The following is a 16649-nucleotide window of genomic DNA, read 5'->3' on the forward strand; positions in this document are numbered from 1 at the left end:
TTCTACTGATGCACGGCGAGCTGATAGGCCGTGTATTTGCGAATGTTGATCACGCCGGTATCAAAGATCAGGTACTGGCCCTTGATGCCCAGCAGCGTGCCTTCGGCGATCGGATTCTTGTCCAGGTTGAAACTGACGATCTTGCTCGGGTACTGCTCGACCGGATAACGGATTTCCAGGGGTTCGATGTCACTCACCGGCTGGATCGCCTGCAGGCCGAAACGCTGTTGCAGCGCCAGCAGGCCCTCGGCGCAGGATGCGAACAGCTGGTCGCGTACCGCCACCAGGTCCACGGCCTGGGCATCGCCCTTGAGCAGCGCGCGCCAGTTGGTCTTGTCGGCCACCTGGGAACGGAACAGGTCCTCGACGAAGCCCGATTGCTGGCGGGTCGCCACGCGCATGATCGGCAGCGCCTGGCTGGCGCCCTGGTCGAGCCAGCGGGTCGGCAACTGGGTGGCGCGGGTGATGCCGACCTTGATCCCCGAGGAGTTGGCCAGGTAGACCACGTGATCGGTCATGCAGAACTGCTCGCCCCAGGACGGCTCGCGGCAGGTGCCGGCGTCGTAGTGGCAGCGTTCGGGGCTCATGATGCACACATCGCACTGGGCCAGCTTGGTCATGCAGGGGTAGCAATAGCCCTGGCTGAAGCTGGTCTTGGTCTTGCGTCCGCAATGGGTGCAATGGATCGCCCCCAGGTACTCCAGGCGCACCTGAGTGCCGATCAGGGGGTTGACCGGCACCTCGCTGTCACCCAGGCGAAAGGCGTACTGAACATTCGGCCCGTCCAGGCGTGCCGACATTTTGCTGATGGAACCGCGGCCAATCTCGATCAATGGATGGCATCCGACTTGAACAGGATGTTCGGCACCGGTGCCGACTTCGAGGCGCATTCCTGCGGCCCCATGTAGCCGGTGCGCTGTTCCTCGGGCAGGTTCTGCATCTCCCAGGCGATCATGGCCTGCAGGGACAGCTCACGCTGCTCGGCGGTGAGCTTGCGGCCATCGGCCCATTTGCCGATCTCTACCGCCAGCTTCAGGCTCTGGTAGATCTCGGGGGTGATGTTTTCGATCATTTCGACAAAGGACGACATACACGACTCCAGCGTTTAAAGGGCCAGTTTATGGCGGCTGTAGAGGCCACCCAACAAGCCGGTGAGGCAACCGATGAGCAGCCCGCCGACATGGGCGGCGTTGGCGATTTCGCCGAAGCCGATCATCGACACCAGCCCGGACAGGCACAACAGCAGCCACACCAGCATCATCACCAGCACGCCCCGGGGCAGGCGGTAGATGGGGTTGGGGGACAGTAATTGATAGATCCAGCAATGCCCGAGCAGGCCGTAGAGCACCCCGGACAGACCACCGAACAGGGTTGGGCCGCTGAAATAGTATTGCGCGAAGTTGGAAACCAGGCTGAACAGCAGGGTCAGCCCCAGCAGGTTGATGCTGCCCTGGCGCAGTTCGATGCGCCGCCCCAGTTCCCAGTACCACATACCGTTCATGGCGATGTGCAGGATGCCGAAGTGAATCAGCATCGGCGTCACCAGGCGCCACCACTGCCCCGCCGCCAGGCTGTCGGCCAGGGAGCTAAACTGGATGTAGTCGCCCACCACGCGAAACTCGAGGAAGGTGAACCAGCCGAGGGTCTGCAGGTTGTCACCGAGCAAGGTGATGCCGCACACCGCCAGGCTCAGCAGCAGGATCAGCGCAGTGACCGGGCTGCGGCGCAACTGCTGCACCAGGCCAACCCGCGCCGGCGAGGCCGCCTGCGGGATGTCCAGTTGCTGCTCGGGATCGCCCTGGGGAAAGCGCTGGTACAGGCCCCGCACATCCTCACTGATGGATTCGGGCACCCAGAGCACTTGCTCGCCGGCCTCTTCACTGACCCGGTGGGGCACCTGCATGCGCTGCAGCAGCTTGACGAAGCCACTCAGGTCGGTGGCCAGTGGCAGACGCAAAACCGCTACTGCGCTCATCGCAACACCTCGGGCCGCTCGACGTCGACCCAGACAAATTTATTCGGATCCAGGCGGGTTTCCTGGTCCAGGCGATAGGCGGCAAGCTTGCCGTAGAGCACGGCGCTGTAGTCCAGGCACGCCAGGTTGGGACGGATCGGCGCCGGCTTGCCGCTGCGCCAGTAGTGGCCGACAAACAGCATCGGTTCGTCAGGGCCGTAGCGCAGCAGGCTGTTTTTCTCGGCCGGGGACAACGGCGTGCGCGCCACCGGATCGGGCAAGGCATCGGGCTGAAAGACGATGTCGCCGTAGGTCTGCGGGTCGTCTTCCCAGAACTTGGTGCGGAAGAACGCCCGGGTCAGGCCGTCGCCGCTGGTCATGGTCAGGCCGTGGGGCAGGCGCATGTCGGTGCCGCGCAGCAGGCGATCGAAGGCGGTGCTGGCAAAACTGTCGGGCAGCGCCGAGGCCTGGAGGAACTCGCGGTCGATGCAGCCGTTGGGGTACTGCTGGCGCAGCGGGGCGATCAGGCCCGCATCCCAGCAGGCGTGAACCACGCGAAAGCGCCCGGCGTCGACGAACAGCGGCAGTTCATAGAACCACTCGAGGAAGTCGTGCCAGTCGCCCGGGTGGTGTTCGAACTGGGTCAGGGTCTCGTGGATCAGCCGGGCATGGCGCGGCGTGTGTTCACGCACGAACTGCTTGCCACTGCCGGCCGCCGCCGGAGTGCTCCAGCCCAGGGCGTTGAACTCATGGTTGCCCATGATGCACAGCGCCTGACCGGCTTCGACCATGTCGTGGACGATATGCAGGGATTCACGGATTCGCGGGCCGCGGTCGATGATGTCACCGAGGAACACCGCCATGCGCGACGGATGCCGCCAGACGCCGCCCTGCTTGTGGTACCCGAGCCGATCCAGCAAGTGCTCCAGAGTCAGGGCGCAACCGTGCACGTCACCGATCAGGTCGTAGCTACGCGCGGGATCGAGCATCAGTCGCCTCCACCGCCCAGTCGGCTGCCCCAGCCAAGCTTGGTCCGGCAGACCTCGTAGTAGTTGTGGTCCAGCGGGTGAATCAGGCGCAGTTTCTGCGCCTTCTTGCTGACCGTGATGGTGTCGCCCGGTGCGCAGGTGAAATGGTTCTGCCCGTCACAGGAGACTTGCGGATAGATCTGCATATCTTTGGACACGACGATTTTCAGCTCACTGTTGCCGTCGACCACAATCGGCCTTCCGGACAAGGTATGGGGGTACATCGGCACAATCACAATGGCATCCAGCTTGGGATGCATGATCGGGCCGCCGGCGGACAGCGCATAGGCCGTGGAGCCGGTGGGCGTGGCGACGATCAGGCCGTCAGCCTTCTGACTGCAGACGAACTGGCCGTCGATGTAGATTTCGAACTCGATCATCCGCGTCGACTTGCCCGGGTGCAGCACCACGTCGTTCAGCGCATCGCCCTGGCCAATGGCCTCGGCGTGACGGCGGACTTCGGCCTGCAGCAGGAAGCGGTTTTCCACCAGGTAATGGCCGTCCAGCACTTCGGCGACCTTGACCTCCAGCTCATCGGGGCGGATGTCGGTGAGAAACCCCAGGCTGCCACGGTTGATCCCCAGCACCGGAATATTGTGCCGCGCCAGGGCCCGGGCGGCGCCCAGCAGGCTGCCGTCGCCGCCGACCACGATGACCATGTCGCAGACCTCGCCCAACAGCTTGCGCGAGGAGGTCTGCAGGCCGTGGCCCGGCAGCACTTCGGCGATGGTGTCTTCGAGGATCACGTGCAGGTGGCGTGCCAGCAGAAACTTCTTCAGTCGGCGAACTGTGTCCAGCACCTGGGAGCTGCCCAGGCGACCGATAATGCCGATATTGCGAAATTGCTCCATGGGGCTCCTGCGGGGTTCGGGTACGGGCGAAACGGAGGATTATGGGCGAAACCCGGCGTTAGACAAAATCCTTTCAGCCACGCGGGCTTAGGAACCGCGGCGAGAGCACCGAGCGACACGCATTTATCGCGAAGCGCAAGGGTTTGCGTCTATGCTCGCAGCATGCTCCTGTTCCCGGATCTGCTCAGCCTTCCACGCCAGTTGCGTCAACCTGAAGTCCGCGACCTCGCCTGGGTCATCCTCGCGCCGCCGATGCTCAGCCACACGCCCTGGCCGCAGCGCCACCCTCTGTCCGGCAGCGACTGGGTGCAGGCGCCGCAATTGCTGGCGCACTGGCTGCAGCGCCTGGACCTGGACCCCAGCGCGCTGCGCCACTGGCTCGACCGCAGCCAGACACGGCGCCTGGGCCTGTACTACGAACGCCTCTGGCAGTTTGCCGTGCAGCACGCCCCCGGCGTCGAACTGCTGGCGGCCAACCTGCCGATCCGCCGTGGCGGCCAGACCCTGGGCGAGCTGGACATGCTGCTGCGCGACCGCGAAGGCGTGCATCACCTGGAACTGGCGATCAAGCTCTACCTGGGCCCGCAACGGGGCAACGGCAGCGACAGCGCGCAATGGCTGGGGCCGGGCTGCCACGATCGCCTGGACCGCAAGCTGGCGCACCTGGACGAACACCAACTGCCGATTTCCGCCCGCGATGAAAGCCGCGAGGCCCTGGCGGCGCTGGATATCCAGCAGTTTCGCGCCCACCTGTGGCTGGGGGGCTACCTGCTCTATCCCTGGCCGGGCCACGCCGAACCGCCCGAGGGCGCCCATCCGCAGCACCTGCGGGGGCGCTGGCTGCATCAACGGGACTGGCCGGCCTACCTGGCCCTGGGCGCCCCGGGGCGCTGGCAGCCCCTGCCCCGCCACGCCTGGCTGGCCCCGGCTCACTATCCGGCGGAACAGGCCTGGACCGCCGGGGAACTGGGGCAATGGCTGAGCGCCCTCTCCCCCCACGCCCCGGCGCAATTGCTGGTGCGACTGGAGGAAACGGCCGAAGGGGGCTGGGAAGAAGCCGAGCGCCTGTTCCTGGTGGCCGACCTGTGGCCCAACCTCCCCGTAACCCAGCCCTTCCCGCCCAGAGACCAACCTGCGTAGCCGCTGGCTGGCCAGCGAAAGCCTCTCCACGAATGGCGCAAGGCTTGCGGGCCTTTTGGCCGACAAGCCGGCTCCAGCCGTGGGGTTTCGCTATGCCAGGGAAAGCCGCAACGCCAGGGCCGCCAGGGTCACCAGCAGCACCGGCACGGTGAGCACGACGCCGACCCGGAAGTAATAACCCCAGCCGATATGAATGCCCTTGCGCTCCAGCACATGCAGCCAGAGCAAGGTGGCCAGGCTGCCGATGGGGGTGATCTTCGGCCCCAGGTCGCTGCCGATGACGTTGGCGTAGATCATCGCCTCCTTGACCACCCCGGTGGCTTGGCTGGCATCGATGGACAAGGCACCGATCAGCACCGTCGGCAGGTTGTTCATCACCGAGGACAACCCGGCGGTCAACAAGCCGGTGCCCAGGGCCGCCCCCCAGATTCCGCCGCCGGCAAAGGCGTCGAGCCAGGCGGCCAGGTGCCCGGTCAGCCCGGCATTGCGCAAGCCGTACACCACCAGGTACATGCCCAGGGAAAAAATCACGATCTGCCAGGGTGCTTCCTTGAGCACCTTGCGGGTGGAGATCTTGTGTCCACGCGCCGCGATCACCAGCAGCAAGGTGGCGCAGACCGCGGAAATGGCACTGATGGGAATCCCCAGCGGCTCCAGGGCAAAGCAGCCCAGCAGCAGGATCAGCAGCACCCACCAGCCGGCCATGAAGGTCGCCCGGTCATGGATGGCACTGGCCGGCTCGGCCAGTTGCCGCGGATCGTACTGCTCAGGGATGTCCCGGCGGAAAAACCACAGCAGCACCGCCAGGGTCGCGGCAACGCTGACCAGGTTGACCGGCAGCATCACGGCCGCATAGCGGTTGAAGCCGATCTTGAAAAAGTCCGCAGAGACGATGTTCACCAGGTTCGACACCACCAGCGGCAGACTCGCGGTGTCGGCGATGAAGCCGGCCCCCATGACGAATGCCAGGGTGGTGGCGGCAGAAAAGCGCAAGGCCAGCAGCATGGAAATGACGATGGGGGTCAGGATCAGCGCCGCACCGTCGTTGGCGAACAGCGCCGACACCAGGGCGCCGAGCAACACCATGAAGGCGAACAGGCGTCGCCCCCTGCCCCGTCCCCAGCGCGCCACGTGCAGGGCGGCCCAGGCGAAGAATCCGGCCTCGTCCAGCAGCAGGCTGATGATGATCAGCGCGACGAAGGTGCCGGTGGCGTTCCAGATGATCTGCCACACCACCGGGATGTCGGCCAGTTGCACCACGCCGCAGAACAGCGCCAGGAGCGCGCCGAACACCGCGCTCCAGCCCACGCCCAGGCCTTTGGGCTGCCAGATCACCAGGGTGATGGTCAGCAGGAAGATCAATACTGCAATCAACATGATTTAAGGAATCTTGAATAAAGAGCTGACCGGCAAAGGAACCGGCTTGCCAGCGAAGCTGCCCCCGAGGCCTCCATGAGCCTCAGGAACCCGCTCGCCGGCAAGCCGGCTCCTGCAACAGCAGGGGAATGTGGAGGGAGGAAGGCGTTCAGGCTTTCTTCTGTTGCTCGACCCATTGGCCGTAGGCGTTGATGAAGCCCTGCAGGAACGGCCGGGTGGCCTCCGACAGCTTGCCCGAATCATCGAACGCCGCACCGGCGCCGCCCAGGTAGGCTTCCGGCTGCTGCATGCACGGCACATTGAGGAACACCAGGGACTGGCGCAGGTGGTGGTTGGCCCCGAAGCCGCCGATGGCCCCCGGGGACACGCTGATCACCGCACCCGGCTTGCCGCTCCAGGCACTCTTGCCATAAGGACGCGAACCGACGTCGATGGCGTTCTTCAACGGTGCAGGCACCGAGCGGTTGTATTCAGGGGTCACGAACAGCACGGCATCGGCGGCCGCGATCTGTTCGCGAAAGCGGGTGTAGGTCGCCGGCGGCGTCACATCGATGTCTTCGTTGTAGAGCGGCAGGTCGCCGATCTCGACGATGCCCAACTGCAGGTTCGCCGGGGCCAGCTCGGCCAGCGCCAGGGCGACCTTACGGTTCAGGGACTGCGCTCTCAGACTGCCGACCAGCACTGCAACCTTGTAGACATTGCTCATTGGAGTTTCCAACCCTTGGCGTGAAGAAGGTGTTAGTTATAGATGAGCCCGGGGGGTGCCTGCTACCCCGCGAGCGCCATTTGCTCAGATAAATCCTGCCGCACCCCACGGCCGGCGGCGGCCGTGGATTATTTTTTCCAGGCGGCAAAACTTACCCGGCACCCGCCGGGTCTACAGCAGCGAAATTTGCGTGTTTTATCTCCAGAGGCTCTAAAGATGGCTGCAGTACTTGTCGGACAATTCCATGCAAGAGATGCCGAAGGACGGGTGTATTCAGTGCACGAGTTCCAGGAATCCATGCCCGCGCAGGACGGTACGACCGGCTCGGAACCCGTCACCACCTACCGCCTGGCGATTGGCGACCGGGTGCGCAAGCTCGACGACAATCAGTTCCTGCTGGTGCAATCGGATGTGACCATCGTCCGCGAGCCCGAGACCTACGTCACCGAATAGGCGCAACCGGCCCCGGCGGTCCGGTCCGGCCAAGGCTGGCGACTACAGATTCCGGACCTGCAGTTGGGGTAGGATTCGATGCTTGACCGCCCAACGGCTGGAGATGGACTTCAAGCATGCGTCTACGTCATATCGAAGTGATTCAGGCCCTCCTGCAAACCGCCCACCTGGGCACCGCCGCCGAGCTGCTGCAGCTCTCGGTGGCCGAGGTCGAGGCCTTGCTGCGCGATGCCGAAAGCCACTTGGGGTTCATGCTGTTCGCCAGCGTGCGCGGACGCTTGCAGGCCACCCGCGAAGCCCGGGAACTGCAACCGGCGATCACCCGGGTCTACGACGCCTTCGAGCCGCTGCAACGCCTGGCCGACAGTTTGCGCTTTCACCAAGCACCGCCGTTGCGCATCATCGGCACCCCGCCACTGGTCCAGCAACTGCTGCCCCAATGCATCGCCGCCCTGCGGCGGCGCTTTCCCGATACCCCTTGCAGTCTCCTCAGCCACGGCACCCGGGACATGGTCGAGCGCCTGCTGCTGCGCGATTGCGACCTGGGCCTGAGCCTGCATGACCCCGAACACCCGGACATCCACAGCCAGGCTCTGGCCCAGGGCAAGCTGTTCCTGCTGGCACCCCACGGCTGGCTGCAGCCCCGGCAGAAATACGCTGCCCTGCAGGATCTGGCCGGCCAGGCCATGCTCGGCCTGGAAGGCCAGGACCCGCTGAGCGTGATGCTCGCCAGTAAATTGCAGAATCTGCGGCCAAGCCCGGTGATCCAGACCCGGGTGCAGACCTATCAGATGATGCGCAGCCTGGTGGAAGCCGGTGAAGGGCTGGCCATTGTCGACCCCTTCACCGCCGTCGGCGCCCGCAGTGCCGGGCTCGATGCATGCCCGCTGTCGCCGCCGATCGGCGTCACCCTGTACGCCCTGCGCCGCCAGGGCAGCGAAGTCTCGCCCCTGCTCAATGCCCTGCTGGAACTGCTGACGCAACAGGCCGAGGCCCTGTTGGCGGGCTAAGGCTGGCGGACCTGGGGTTCATCGGCAAACAGGCAATACCAGAAGATCGCCACTTCGCGGGTCTGCGGATCGATGCCGCGATAACGCAGTTGATCCACCCCGCCCACCACATAGCCGCACTGCTCGTACAGGCGACAGGCCCCCAGGTTGTTGTTCTGGGTTTCCAGCATCACCCCCGGCAGTTGCTTCTTGCGACTCCAGAACTGCGCCACCTCCAGCAGTGCCCGGGCTACGCCGTGACGCCGGGCCGGCGCATGCACCGCCAGTTCGTCGACATGCCCGTAGCCGTTCCAGTTGGTGCTGACCACCACATGCCCCACGGGCTGGTCATCGAGATAGGCCATGAAGATCTCGCTGTCCGCGGCATTGCGATAGCTGCCGAATTCCTCCGGATCGATGCCATAGCACTTGCGATACGGCACCACCTTGCGCAGCGGCCAGTCCGCTACCGCCAGGCCTGGCGCAGGCTCGGCGTAGGCGCTGACCTCGAAGCTGAAATCGCTGCCCCAGACATAGGCGGCGAACCCCTGGTCGGCCACACGGATCGCCAGCCCCGGGTGCACGGGGTTCACAACAGGCTGCATAGCGGGAAAACTCCTCATGCCTTGATGCAATCGACGGTGTAGTGGCGCCCGTCGCCCAGATCCTCATGCTGCAGACCGTGCACATCGGCGACAAAGCCCGGGAAGCTGCTGTCGAAGGCCCGGGCGAAAGCCAGGTAATCGATGATCGAGCGGGTCGACTCGGTGAAGCGCTCGCCGGGCATGATCAACGGAATGCCCGGCGGATACGGCACCAGCATCACCGCGGCGATACGGCCCTGCAACTGATCGATGGACACCGCCTCGACTTCGCCGCGCACCAGTTGGTCGTAGGCATCGGCAGGCTTCATCGCCACCTCCGGCAGCACGGTGTACATGCGCTTGAGGTGCCTGGCCGTGGCGTTGCTGCGGTAACAGGCATGCAACTGGTCGCACAGGTCCTGCAAACCCATGCCCTGATAGCGCTGCGGGTCCTGGCTGGCGACGCTGGGCAGGCAACTGGCGAGGCTGACATTGGCGTCGTAGTTGCGCTTGAACTCCAGCAGCTCGGTCAGCAGCGTGCTCCACTTGCCCTTGGTGATGCCCATGGAGAACAGCACCAGAAACGAATAGAGCCCGGTCTTTTCCACCACCAGCCCGCGCTCCCAGAGAAACTTGCTGACCACCGCCGCCGGAATCCCGTGCTCGCTCAGGGCCCCGCCTGCGGTCAGCCCGGGCATTACCAGGGTCACCTTGATCGGGTCCAGCAGCACATAGTCGTCGGTGACGCCGGCAAAGCCGTGCCACTCGCCTTCGGGTTCCAGCAGCCAGTCCCCGGTGCGCACCTGATCGATGCCTTCGACGCGTTCCGGCTGCCAGATCGAGAACCACCAGTCATCGGCGGCGATGTGCTGCCGCAGGTTGGCCAGGGCCCGGCGGAAGCTCAGGGCCTCATCGAACATTTCCTGCAGCAGCGAGCGCCCCGCCGGCCCTTCCATCATCGCCGAGGCCACATCCAGCGAGGCGATGATGCTGTATTGCGGCGACGTGGAGATATGCATCATGAAGGCTTCGTTGAAACGGTCCCGGTCCAACTGCCGGGCGCCGCCATCCTGGACATGGATCATCGACGCCTGGCTGAAGGCCGCCAGCAGCTTGTGGGTGGAATGGGTGGTGAACACCAGCGGGCTGTCGGCGCTGCGCGAGGTGCCCATGCCATAGCGCCCGGAAAAGAATTCGTGGAAAGCGGCGTAGGCATACCAGGCCTCGTCGAAATGCAGCACCTCGACACTGTTGCCCAGGCTTTGCTTGATCAGTTCGGCGTTGTAGCACAGGCCGTCATAGGTGGAGTTGGTGACCACCGCCAGCTTGACCTTGGGCGGCCGGCCACGGGTCAGCGGACTGGCGTCGATCTTGGCCTGGATCGACTCGGGGCTGAACTCGCTCAAGGGGATCGGCCCGATAATCCCCAGTTCATTGCGTTCGGGACACAGGTACAGGGGGATGGCCCCGGTCATGATGATCGAGTGCAACACCGATTTATGGCAGTTGCGATCCACCAGCACCAGGTCATCGCGCCCCACCATGGAGTGCCAGACGATCTTGTTGGCGGTGGACGTGCCGTTGATCACGAAGAAGGTATGGTCGGCACCAAAATTGCGCGCCGCCCGCGCCTCGGCTTCCGCCAGGGGCCCGGTGTGGTCCAGCAGCGAACCCAGCTCCGGCACTGACACCGACAGGTCCGAACGCAGGGTGTTCTCGCCGAAGAACTGGTGGAACGCCTGCCCCACCGGGCTCTTGCGATAAGCCACGCCACCGCCGTGCCCCGGGGTATGCCAGGAATAGTTGGAGTCGGCGGTGTGCTGCACCAGGGCCTTGAAGAACGGCGGCAGCAGGCCATCGAGGTAATTGCGCGCGGCCCGGGCCACTTGCCGGGCCAGGAACGGCACCGTGTCCTCGAACAGATAGAGAATGCCCCGCAGCTGGTTGAGCTCGCTCATGGCGTCGGCCGGAGCGTTCTCCAGGGTCATCTGCTCCCCCAGGGCGAAGATCGGCAACAGGGGCGCGCGCACCCGGGCCAGGCGGATCAGCTCCACCATGTTTTGCAGCAGATGGGTGTTTTCCCCGGCGCCCTCGGCGGCGATCAACATGCAGGCCAGGCCGTGGTGGGTAGAAGCCACCAGGCGCCCTTCGGCGTAGTTGACCGCCGAGAAGATGCTGAAGCCGTCCTTCTCCAGCTCCCGGGCGATGCCCCGGACCCGGTCCCCGGCCACCGTATCGGCCTTGATATCGCGGTGCACGATCAGGATCGGAAACTGCAGGTCTTTGTACATGGGGCAGGCTGTCCTGAGGCGGCGGGTAGGTCCCGCCAATGGACTCAGGGTAGAAGCTCCTGGCGTCGCCTGTCACCCCGAGCACAGACTGGATGTAACAAAAGGTCGCACAGGCACAATTGCCGGCCCACGCCCCACACAGCTGTAGCAGCTGCTGAGCCATGGCGAAGCTGCGTGAAGGCCCACAGGGCCTTGCTTGGCGATCTCCCGGCAAACACCTGTCGCCTTCGGAGCCGTTCGCAGCCTGCGGCAGCGGCTACAGGGCCACGGACGACAACGGCTTAGTGTTGGTTTTCGAGCAACTGGGTCCACAGGGCCGGGCCGCCGGCAGACTTGGCGATGATTTCCAGGCGCGTCTGGTGTTCGGCCAATTCGGCTTCGCTGGCCTGGATGATCCGCCCCCGTGGACGATCGGCCGGCAGACGGCGGATTTCCGTGGCCCGGTTGCCCGAGCCTTCGCCAGAACCGTTGCCGTCCGAAGCGTTGCCCGCCAGGGACAGGCTGGTCTGGCCACCGGTCATGGTCAGGTAGACGTCGGCCAGGATCTCCGAGTCGAGCAAGGCGCCGTGCAGTTCACGACCGGAGTTGTCGACGCCATAGCGCTTGCACAGGGCATCGAGGCTGTTGCGCTGGCCCGGGTGACGCTCACGGGCCATCAACAGGGTGTCGAGGATGCTGCAGTGCTGGGTGATGTCCGCGCGGTCGTGGCGCCCCATCAGGGCGAATTCGTTGTTGATGAAGCCAACGTCGAACGCCGCGTTGTGGATGATCAGCTGAGCACCCTGGATAAAGTCGAAGAACTCATCGGCGACTTCGGCAAAGCGCGGCTTGCCCACCAGGAACTCGTTGGTGATGCCGTGGACGCCGATGGCGCCCTCATCGCTCTCGCGATCCGGTTGCAGGTAAACGTGGAAGTGCCGCCCGGTCAGGCGCCGACCGATCAACTCGACGCAGCCGATTTCAATGATCCGGTGGCCGTCGGTCACCGGCATACCGGTGGTTTCGGTATCGAGTACAACAGATCTGTTGGCCATCAGTGGTCCGTTCTCAATCTGGCAAAGGGCGGGATTTTAGCATGCCCGGCCCAGGGACAGCGCGCCGCAGGGAACAGGCCGCTGCCGCGCACTTTTTAACAGTTATTCGCAAAGCTGATGAGGTTCGCCCAAGGCCCGGCTGCTAGGGTGCCGCCGATCTTTTCCAGGGAAACTCGCGGTCATGAAGACTCTCCGGCGCCGTCTGCAAAACCTGCTATTCATCGCCCTGCTCATTGCAATGTTCAGCAGTTCCAGCCTTGCCACCAGCCTGGTGATCAGCACCGACCTGAGCATGAGCGGACTGCTGAGCAGCAGCCAAGGCACGGCCAAGATCAGCAGTTCGTTCAGGGATGACAAGCTTGTCCTGGAAGCCCGCAGCGACGCCGCGGCCTTCGTCGCCAGCGACGGCGCGATTCGCGGGGCGCGACTGGAATCGGCGTTACAGCACATTCGCCGGACACTGCACAACCCGCCCTACAGCGACGAACAACTGGCGGCGGCGATTCTCACCCTGTAACGCCCTCAGCCCTTGTAGCCGCGAACCTCATCCACGCCACGGTTGGCCAACTGGTCGGCCCGCTCGTTGCCGTGGTGACCGGTGTGGCCACGGACCCATTTCCAGGTAACCTTGTGCCGGTTGACCTGCTCGTCCAGCTGCTGCCACAGGTCGGCGTTCTTCACCGGCTCCTTGGCCGCGGTCTTCCAGCCGCGCTTCTTCCAGTTGGCCATCCACTCGTTGATGCCCTTCATCACGTACTGCGAGTCGGTGACCAGCAGCACGTCGCACTCGCGCTTGAGTTCTTCCAGGCCGCGAATCGCCGCCATCAGCTCCATGCGGTTGTTGGTGGTGTTGGCCTCGCCTCCCCAGAGCTCCTTCTCGACGCCCTTGAACACCAGCAACGCACCCCAGCCACCCGGGCCGGGATTGCCCTTGCAGGCACCGTCGGTAAAGATTTCTACGCTATCGCTCATCCACGCCTTCCATCAGAAAATTGCCAGTGGCCTGCCGATTGCGGTCGACAGCGCCCAAGGCCGAGGTCACTCGGCCGGTCTATATAAAAAGAAGGTTGCTGCAGGTCATCAGGGTTCGCTGTTACGGCGATTGACCTTGGCCATGGGCAGCGGCACCAGCTTGCCCATGGGTTCGCGTCGCACCTGGCGCACCGGGCGCAGGCCGACGGCGATCTTGCGCGCCACCAGCAGGTAAAAGCCGCCGCCGGCCAGTTGCCACTGCCCGGCCTTGCGCTCCCAGCCGGCCAGTCGCGCCTGCCATGCCTGTGAGGCAAGCGGCGGACGATAGCACCCGAAGCGGCGTTTCTCCAGCGCGAAGCCCAGCAGGTTGAGCCAGTCGCCAACCCGCGAAGGCGAGATGCAACGGGCCTGGCGCAAGGCGTCGTGGGCGAACACATGGCGCAGGCCCCAGGTGCTCCAGGGGTTGATGCCGACAATCAGCAGATGACCACCGGGGCGCACGCTACTGGCGGCCTCGCGCAGCAGGCCGTGGGGCGACAGGCAAAAATCCAGGCCATGCTGCAGCACCACCACATCGGCGGCATGCTCGCTCAGGGGCCAGGCTTGTTCCTCGCAGACGATCTCCACCCCCGGCAGCGGTGCTCCCAGGCGCACGTTGCGCTGCACCTGAGGCGCCACCGGCGGGTTTTGCGCCGAAGGCCCGTAATGCACCAGGTAACCGCCGAAGAAACGCCCCAGTTCCTCTTCGAGCATGCGCCGCTCTTCGTCCAGCAAAAATTGCCCCAGGGGACCGGACAGCCAGTCCCGGGCCGCACTGATCAGGGCCAGCCAGTCGGGATCTGCCTGAGCGAAGGCTTTATCGGTCATTGCATTCTCCAACACGCCAAGAAGCTCTAAGATGCGCCATTGTTTTCCGCTTGGCGAATCCGAAGATGATACAGATCAGTGCCCTGCCCGCCTTCACCGACAACTACATCTGGTTGTTACAAGATCATCGCAGCCAGCGCTGCGCGGTCGTCGATCCGGGCGATGCGGCGCCGGTCCTGGCCTGGCTGGAACAGCACCCGGGCTGGGTCCTGAGCGACATCCTGGTGACCCATCACCACCACGACCACGTCGGTGGTGTCGAGCGTCTGAAGCAGCACAGCGGCGCCACCGTGTATGGCCCGGCGCAGGAAAAGATCCCCGGTCGCGATGTAGCCCTGGACGACGCCCAGCGCATCAGCGTCCTCGGCTGGGAATTCCAGGTGCTGGCCGTCCCCGGCCATACCCTGGGGCATATCGCCTACTACCACCACGGCCTGCTGTTCTGCGGCGACACCCTGTTCGCCGCCGGATGCGGGCGCCTGTTCGAAGGCACCCCGGAACAGATGCACCAGTCCCTAGGCCGTCTCGCCGCGCTGCCGGAGGACACCCTGATCTACTGCACCCACGAATACACCCTGAGCAACCTGCGCTTCGCCCAGGCGGTGGAGCCGGCCAACCCGGAGATCGCCCAGCGCCTGGAGAAGGTCACGCAATTGCGCGAGCACGGGCGCATGACCCTGCCTTCGACCCTGGCCCTGGAGAAACTGACCAACCCGTTCCTGCGGACTGGCGAAACATCCGTTAAACAAAAAGTGGACGAACGGACCGGCTCGGATAACCTGTCGCAGAGTGCGGTCTTTGCGGCCCTGAGGGCTTGGAAAGATATATTCTAAGCAAGCTATCTATTGGTACAAAAATTCTGAATGGTTGACCGCACCCCGGGTGCTTTCTAGAATCGCCCGACATTTTTGCCCGGAACTTACTTCCAGCCAATGTCGTCATCTATTCGTTATTCCATCAGTTCAGACGCATTGACGCGCTTGGCCCAGGCCATCGCGGTAGCTGTGTCAGCGACTCTTGCGGGCTGCCAAAGCACCGGCCATGCCCCGCAGAGCGACGCGACACACACCCAGAATTTCAACGCCCGCATCAAGCAAAAACCCATCTGGCTGAGCAACAAACCAAGCCCGCAAGTGCCCCAGGATGTCTGGGAACGCATGCGCCAGGGGTTCCAATTGCAAGAAGGCCTGGGCGTCAATCCGCGTATTGAACAGCAGCGCCTGTGGTTCGCCAGCAACCCTTCCTTCCTGGAAAACGCCGGCGAACGCGGCAGTCTCTACATCCACTACATCGTCGAGCGTCTCGAAGAGCGCAACATGCCGCTGGAGCTGGCCCTGTTGCCGGTGATCGAAAGCGCCTACAACCCGCTGGCCTATTCCCGGGCCGATGCCGTGGGCCTGTGGCAGTTCGTCCCGGCCACCGGACGCTACTTCAACCTGCGCCAGACCCGCTTCTACGATGGCCGGCGCGACATCACCGCCTCCACCACCGCCGCCCTGGACTACCTGACCCGCCTGCACGACATGTTCAACGGTGACTGGTTGCTGGCCCTGGCCGCCTACAACGCCGGCGAAGGCACCGTGAGCCGGGCCATCGAGCGCAATGACAAGCTCGGCCTGCCCACCGACTACTGGAACCTGCCGCTGCCGGCCGAGACTCAAGCCTACGTGCCCAAGCTGTTGGCCCTGTCCCAGGTGGTGCTGGCCCCGCAGGCCTACGGCGTGAACCTCAACCCGATCGCCAACGAGCCGTACTTCCAGGTGGTGGAAATCAACCAGCGCATGGACCTGTCCAAGGTCGCGGCGGTGGCCAACATCGACGAAGACGAGCTGTTCCAGCTCAACCCGGCGTTCAAGCAGCGCACCACCGTCGACGGCCCCCAGCACCTGCTGGTGCCCACGTCCAAGGCCCAGCTGCTGACCACCAGCCTGTCCACCATGAAACCCGAAGAGCTGATCAGCAAGCGCTCCCTCAAGCCGGTCTTCGACCGCGACGATGGCCGCGACTCGCTGCGGCCCAAGCGGATCTACCGGGTCAAGAACGGCGACAACCTGACGCTGATCGCCAAGGCCAACAAGGTGGATGTGCAGGACCTGCAACGCTGGAACAAGCTCAGCGGCAAGGACCTCAAGGTCGGCCAGACCCTGGTGATGCAGGACACCCGCAAGAGCGCCGGCAAGAAAACCACCGTGGCCAGCAGCGGCAAACAGAAGTCGACCCGCTACAAGGTCAAGCAAGGCGACTCGCTGTACATCGTGGCCAAGCGCTTCAATGTCGAGATGCAGCACCTCAAGCGCTGGAACCCTCGGGCGGCCCAGGCCCTCAAGCCCGGCCAGATGCTCACGGTCTACCTGCCGCACTGAAATCCGCCCCTGTAGAAGCCGGCTCGCCAGCCAACAACCT

General features: G+C 64.4%; 18 protein-coding genes. 6 read left to right on the forward strand and 12 right to left on the reverse strand.

Going from position 1 to position 16649, the window contains the following annotated elements; all coding sequences use genetic code 11:
* Positions 1-2: 2 nt before the first annotated feature.
* The 5 genes from ACMGG8_RS20615 to ACMGG8_RS20635 are packed head-to-tail and all read right to left on the reverse strand — an operon-like array spanning position 3 to position 3833.
* Positions 3-833, reverse strand: a complete 831-nt coding sequence (locus ACMGG8_RS20615; RefSeq protein WP_060843452.1) for a DUF2797 domain-containing protein — start codon at positions 831-833, stop codon at positions 3-5.
* Positions 830-1090 carry a YeaC family protein gene (locus ACMGG8_RS20620; RefSeq protein ID WP_060839071.1) on the reverse strand — a complete coding sequence of 87 codons (261 nt, stop codon included), beginning with the start codon at positions 1088-1090 and terminating at the stop codon, positions 830-832. The genes ACMGG8_RS20615 and ACMGG8_RS20620 overlap by 4 nt, the downstream gene beginning before the upstream one ends.
* Positions 1091-1105: 15 nt before the next feature.
* Complete coding sequence (locus ACMGG8_RS20625; protein ID WP_060839070.1) at positions 1106-1975, reverse strand: rhomboid family intramembrane serine protease; 870 nt, start codon at positions 1973-1975, stop codon at positions 1106-1108.
* Complete coding sequence (locus ACMGG8_RS20630; protein ID WP_173655942.1) at positions 1972-2946, reverse strand: metallophosphoesterase; 975 nt, start codon at positions 2944-2946, stop codon at positions 1972-1974. The genes ACMGG8_RS20625 and ACMGG8_RS20630 overlap by 4 nt, the downstream gene beginning before the upstream one ends.
* Entirely contained in the window at positions 2943-3833 is an 891-nt protein-coding gene (locus ACMGG8_RS20635; protein ID WP_007920913.1) for an NAD(+) kinase, read from the reverse strand. Before ACMGG8_RS20635 ends, ACMGG8_RS20630 begins: the two co-directional genes overlap by 4 nt.
* Before the next feature lie 162 nt (positions 3834-3995).
* On the opposite strand from ACMGG8_RS20635, the gene ACMGG8_RS20640 reads away from it, so the two are divergent.
* Positions 3996-4973 carry a DUF1853 family protein gene (locus ACMGG8_RS20640; RefSeq protein ID WP_414158302.1) on the forward strand — a complete coding sequence of 326 codons (978 nt, stop codon included), beginning with the start codon at positions 3996-3998 and terminating at the stop codon, positions 4971-4973.
* Positions 4974-5063: 90 nt separating this feature from the next.
* On the opposite strand, the gene ACMGG8_RS20645 is transcribed toward ACMGG8_RS20640, so the two are convergent.
* Positions 5064-6350 carry an arsenic transporter gene (locus ACMGG8_RS20645; protein ID WP_108543433.1) on the reverse strand — a complete coding sequence of 429 codons (1287 nt, stop codon included), beginning with the start codon at positions 6348-6350 and terminating at the stop codon, positions 5064-5066.
* Between the two features lie 148 nt (positions 6351-6498).
* Positions 6499-7056: an NADPH-dependent FMN reductase gene (locus ACMGG8_RS20650; protein WP_060839067.1), complete on the reverse strand. Its 558-nt coding sequence runs from the start codon at positions 7054-7056 to the stop codon at positions 6499-6501.
* A gap of 216 nt (positions 7057-7272) precedes the next feature.
* Here ACMGG8_RS20650 and ACMGG8_RS20655 point away from each other — a divergent pair, with 216 nt between their 5' ends.
* Together ACMGG8_RS20655 and ACMGG8_RS20660 are read left to right on the forward strand one after the other, a co-directional pair.
* Positions 7273-7509, forward strand: coding sequence for a hypothetical protein (locus ACMGG8_RS20655; RefSeq protein WP_060839066.1), 237 nt, complete (start codon positions 7273-7275; stop codon positions 7507-7509).
* A 116-nt stretch (positions 7510-7625) separates the two neighbouring features.
* Entirely contained in the window at positions 7626-8519 is an 894-nt protein-coding gene (locus ACMGG8_RS20660; protein WP_108543431.1) for a LysR substrate-binding domain-containing protein, read from the forward strand.
* Here ACMGG8_RS20660 and ACMGG8_RS20665 read toward each other — a convergent pair.
* The 3 genes from ACMGG8_RS20665 to dnaQ all read right to left on the reverse strand — a co-directional run bounded on the left by ACMGG8_RS20665 (position 8516) and on the right by dnaQ (position 12407).
* A complete protein-coding gene (locus tag ACMGG8_RS20665; protein ID WP_060843447.1) occupies positions 8516-9103 on the reverse strand; it encodes a GNAT family N-acetyltransferase in 588 nt (195 codons plus the stop codon). The two genes, ACMGG8_RS20660 and ACMGG8_RS20665, sit on opposite strands and share 4 nt — an antisense overlap.
* Before the next feature lie 14 nt (positions 9104-9117).
* On the reverse strand, positions 9118-11373 hold the full coding sequence (locus ACMGG8_RS20670) for an Orn/Lys/Arg decarboxylase N-terminal domain-containing protein (protein ID WP_414158303.1): 2256 nt from the start codon (positions 11371-11373) through the stop codon (positions 9118-9120).
* Between the two features lie 281 nt (positions 11374-11654).
* The gene (dnaQ, locus tag ACMGG8_RS20675; protein WP_060839062.1) at positions 11655-12407 is read right to left on the reverse strand and encodes a DNA polymerase III subunit epsilon; all 753 of its coding nucleotides are present in this window, start codon (positions 12405-12407) and stop codon (positions 11655-11657) included.
* Between the two features lie 181 nt (positions 12408-12588).
* Between dnaQ and ACMGG8_RS20680 the strand changes: the two genes are divergently transcribed.
* Complete coding sequence (locus ACMGG8_RS20680) at positions 12589-12924, forward strand: DUF2388 domain-containing protein (RefSeq protein ID WP_060843445.1); 336 nt, start codon at positions 12589-12591, stop codon at positions 12922-12924.
* A gap of 5 nt (positions 12925-12929) precedes the next feature.
* Here ACMGG8_RS20680 and rnhA read toward each other — a convergent pair whose 3' ends face one another.
* Positions 12930-13379, reverse strand: coding sequence for a ribonuclease HI (rnhA, locus tag ACMGG8_RS20685; protein WP_016964267.1), 450 nt, complete (start codon positions 13377-13379; stop codon positions 12930-12932).
* A gap of 108 nt (positions 13380-13487) precedes the next feature.
* A complete protein-coding gene (locus ACMGG8_RS20690; RefSeq protein ID WP_060839060.1) occupies positions 13488-14246 on the reverse strand; it encodes a methyltransferase domain-containing protein in 759 nt (252 codons plus the stop codon).
* 65 nt (positions 14247-14311) lie between these two features.
* On the opposite strand from ACMGG8_RS20690, the gene gloB reads away from it, so the two are divergent.
* Positions 14312-15079 (forward strand): hydroxyacylglutathione hydrolase, encoded by a 768-nt coding sequence (gene gloB / locus ACMGG8_RS20695; protein WP_414158304.1) that lies wholly within the window; start codon positions 14312-14314, stop codon positions 15077-15079.
* A 99-nt stretch (positions 15080-15178) separates the two neighbouring features.
* The gene (locus tag ACMGG8_RS20700; protein ID WP_060839059.1) at positions 15179-16609 is read left to right on the forward strand and encodes a transglycosylase SLT domain-containing protein; all 1431 of its coding nucleotides are present in this window, start codon (positions 15179-15181) and stop codon (positions 16607-16609) included.
* The last annotated feature ends 40 nt before the right edge of the window (positions 16610-16649 follow it).

Origin of the sequence: Pseudomonas sp. BNK-45 (assembly GCF_047456255.1) — a bacterium.
Lineage (GTDB): Bacteria > Pseudomonadota > Gammaproteobacteria > Pseudomonadales > Pseudomonadaceae > Aquipseudomonas.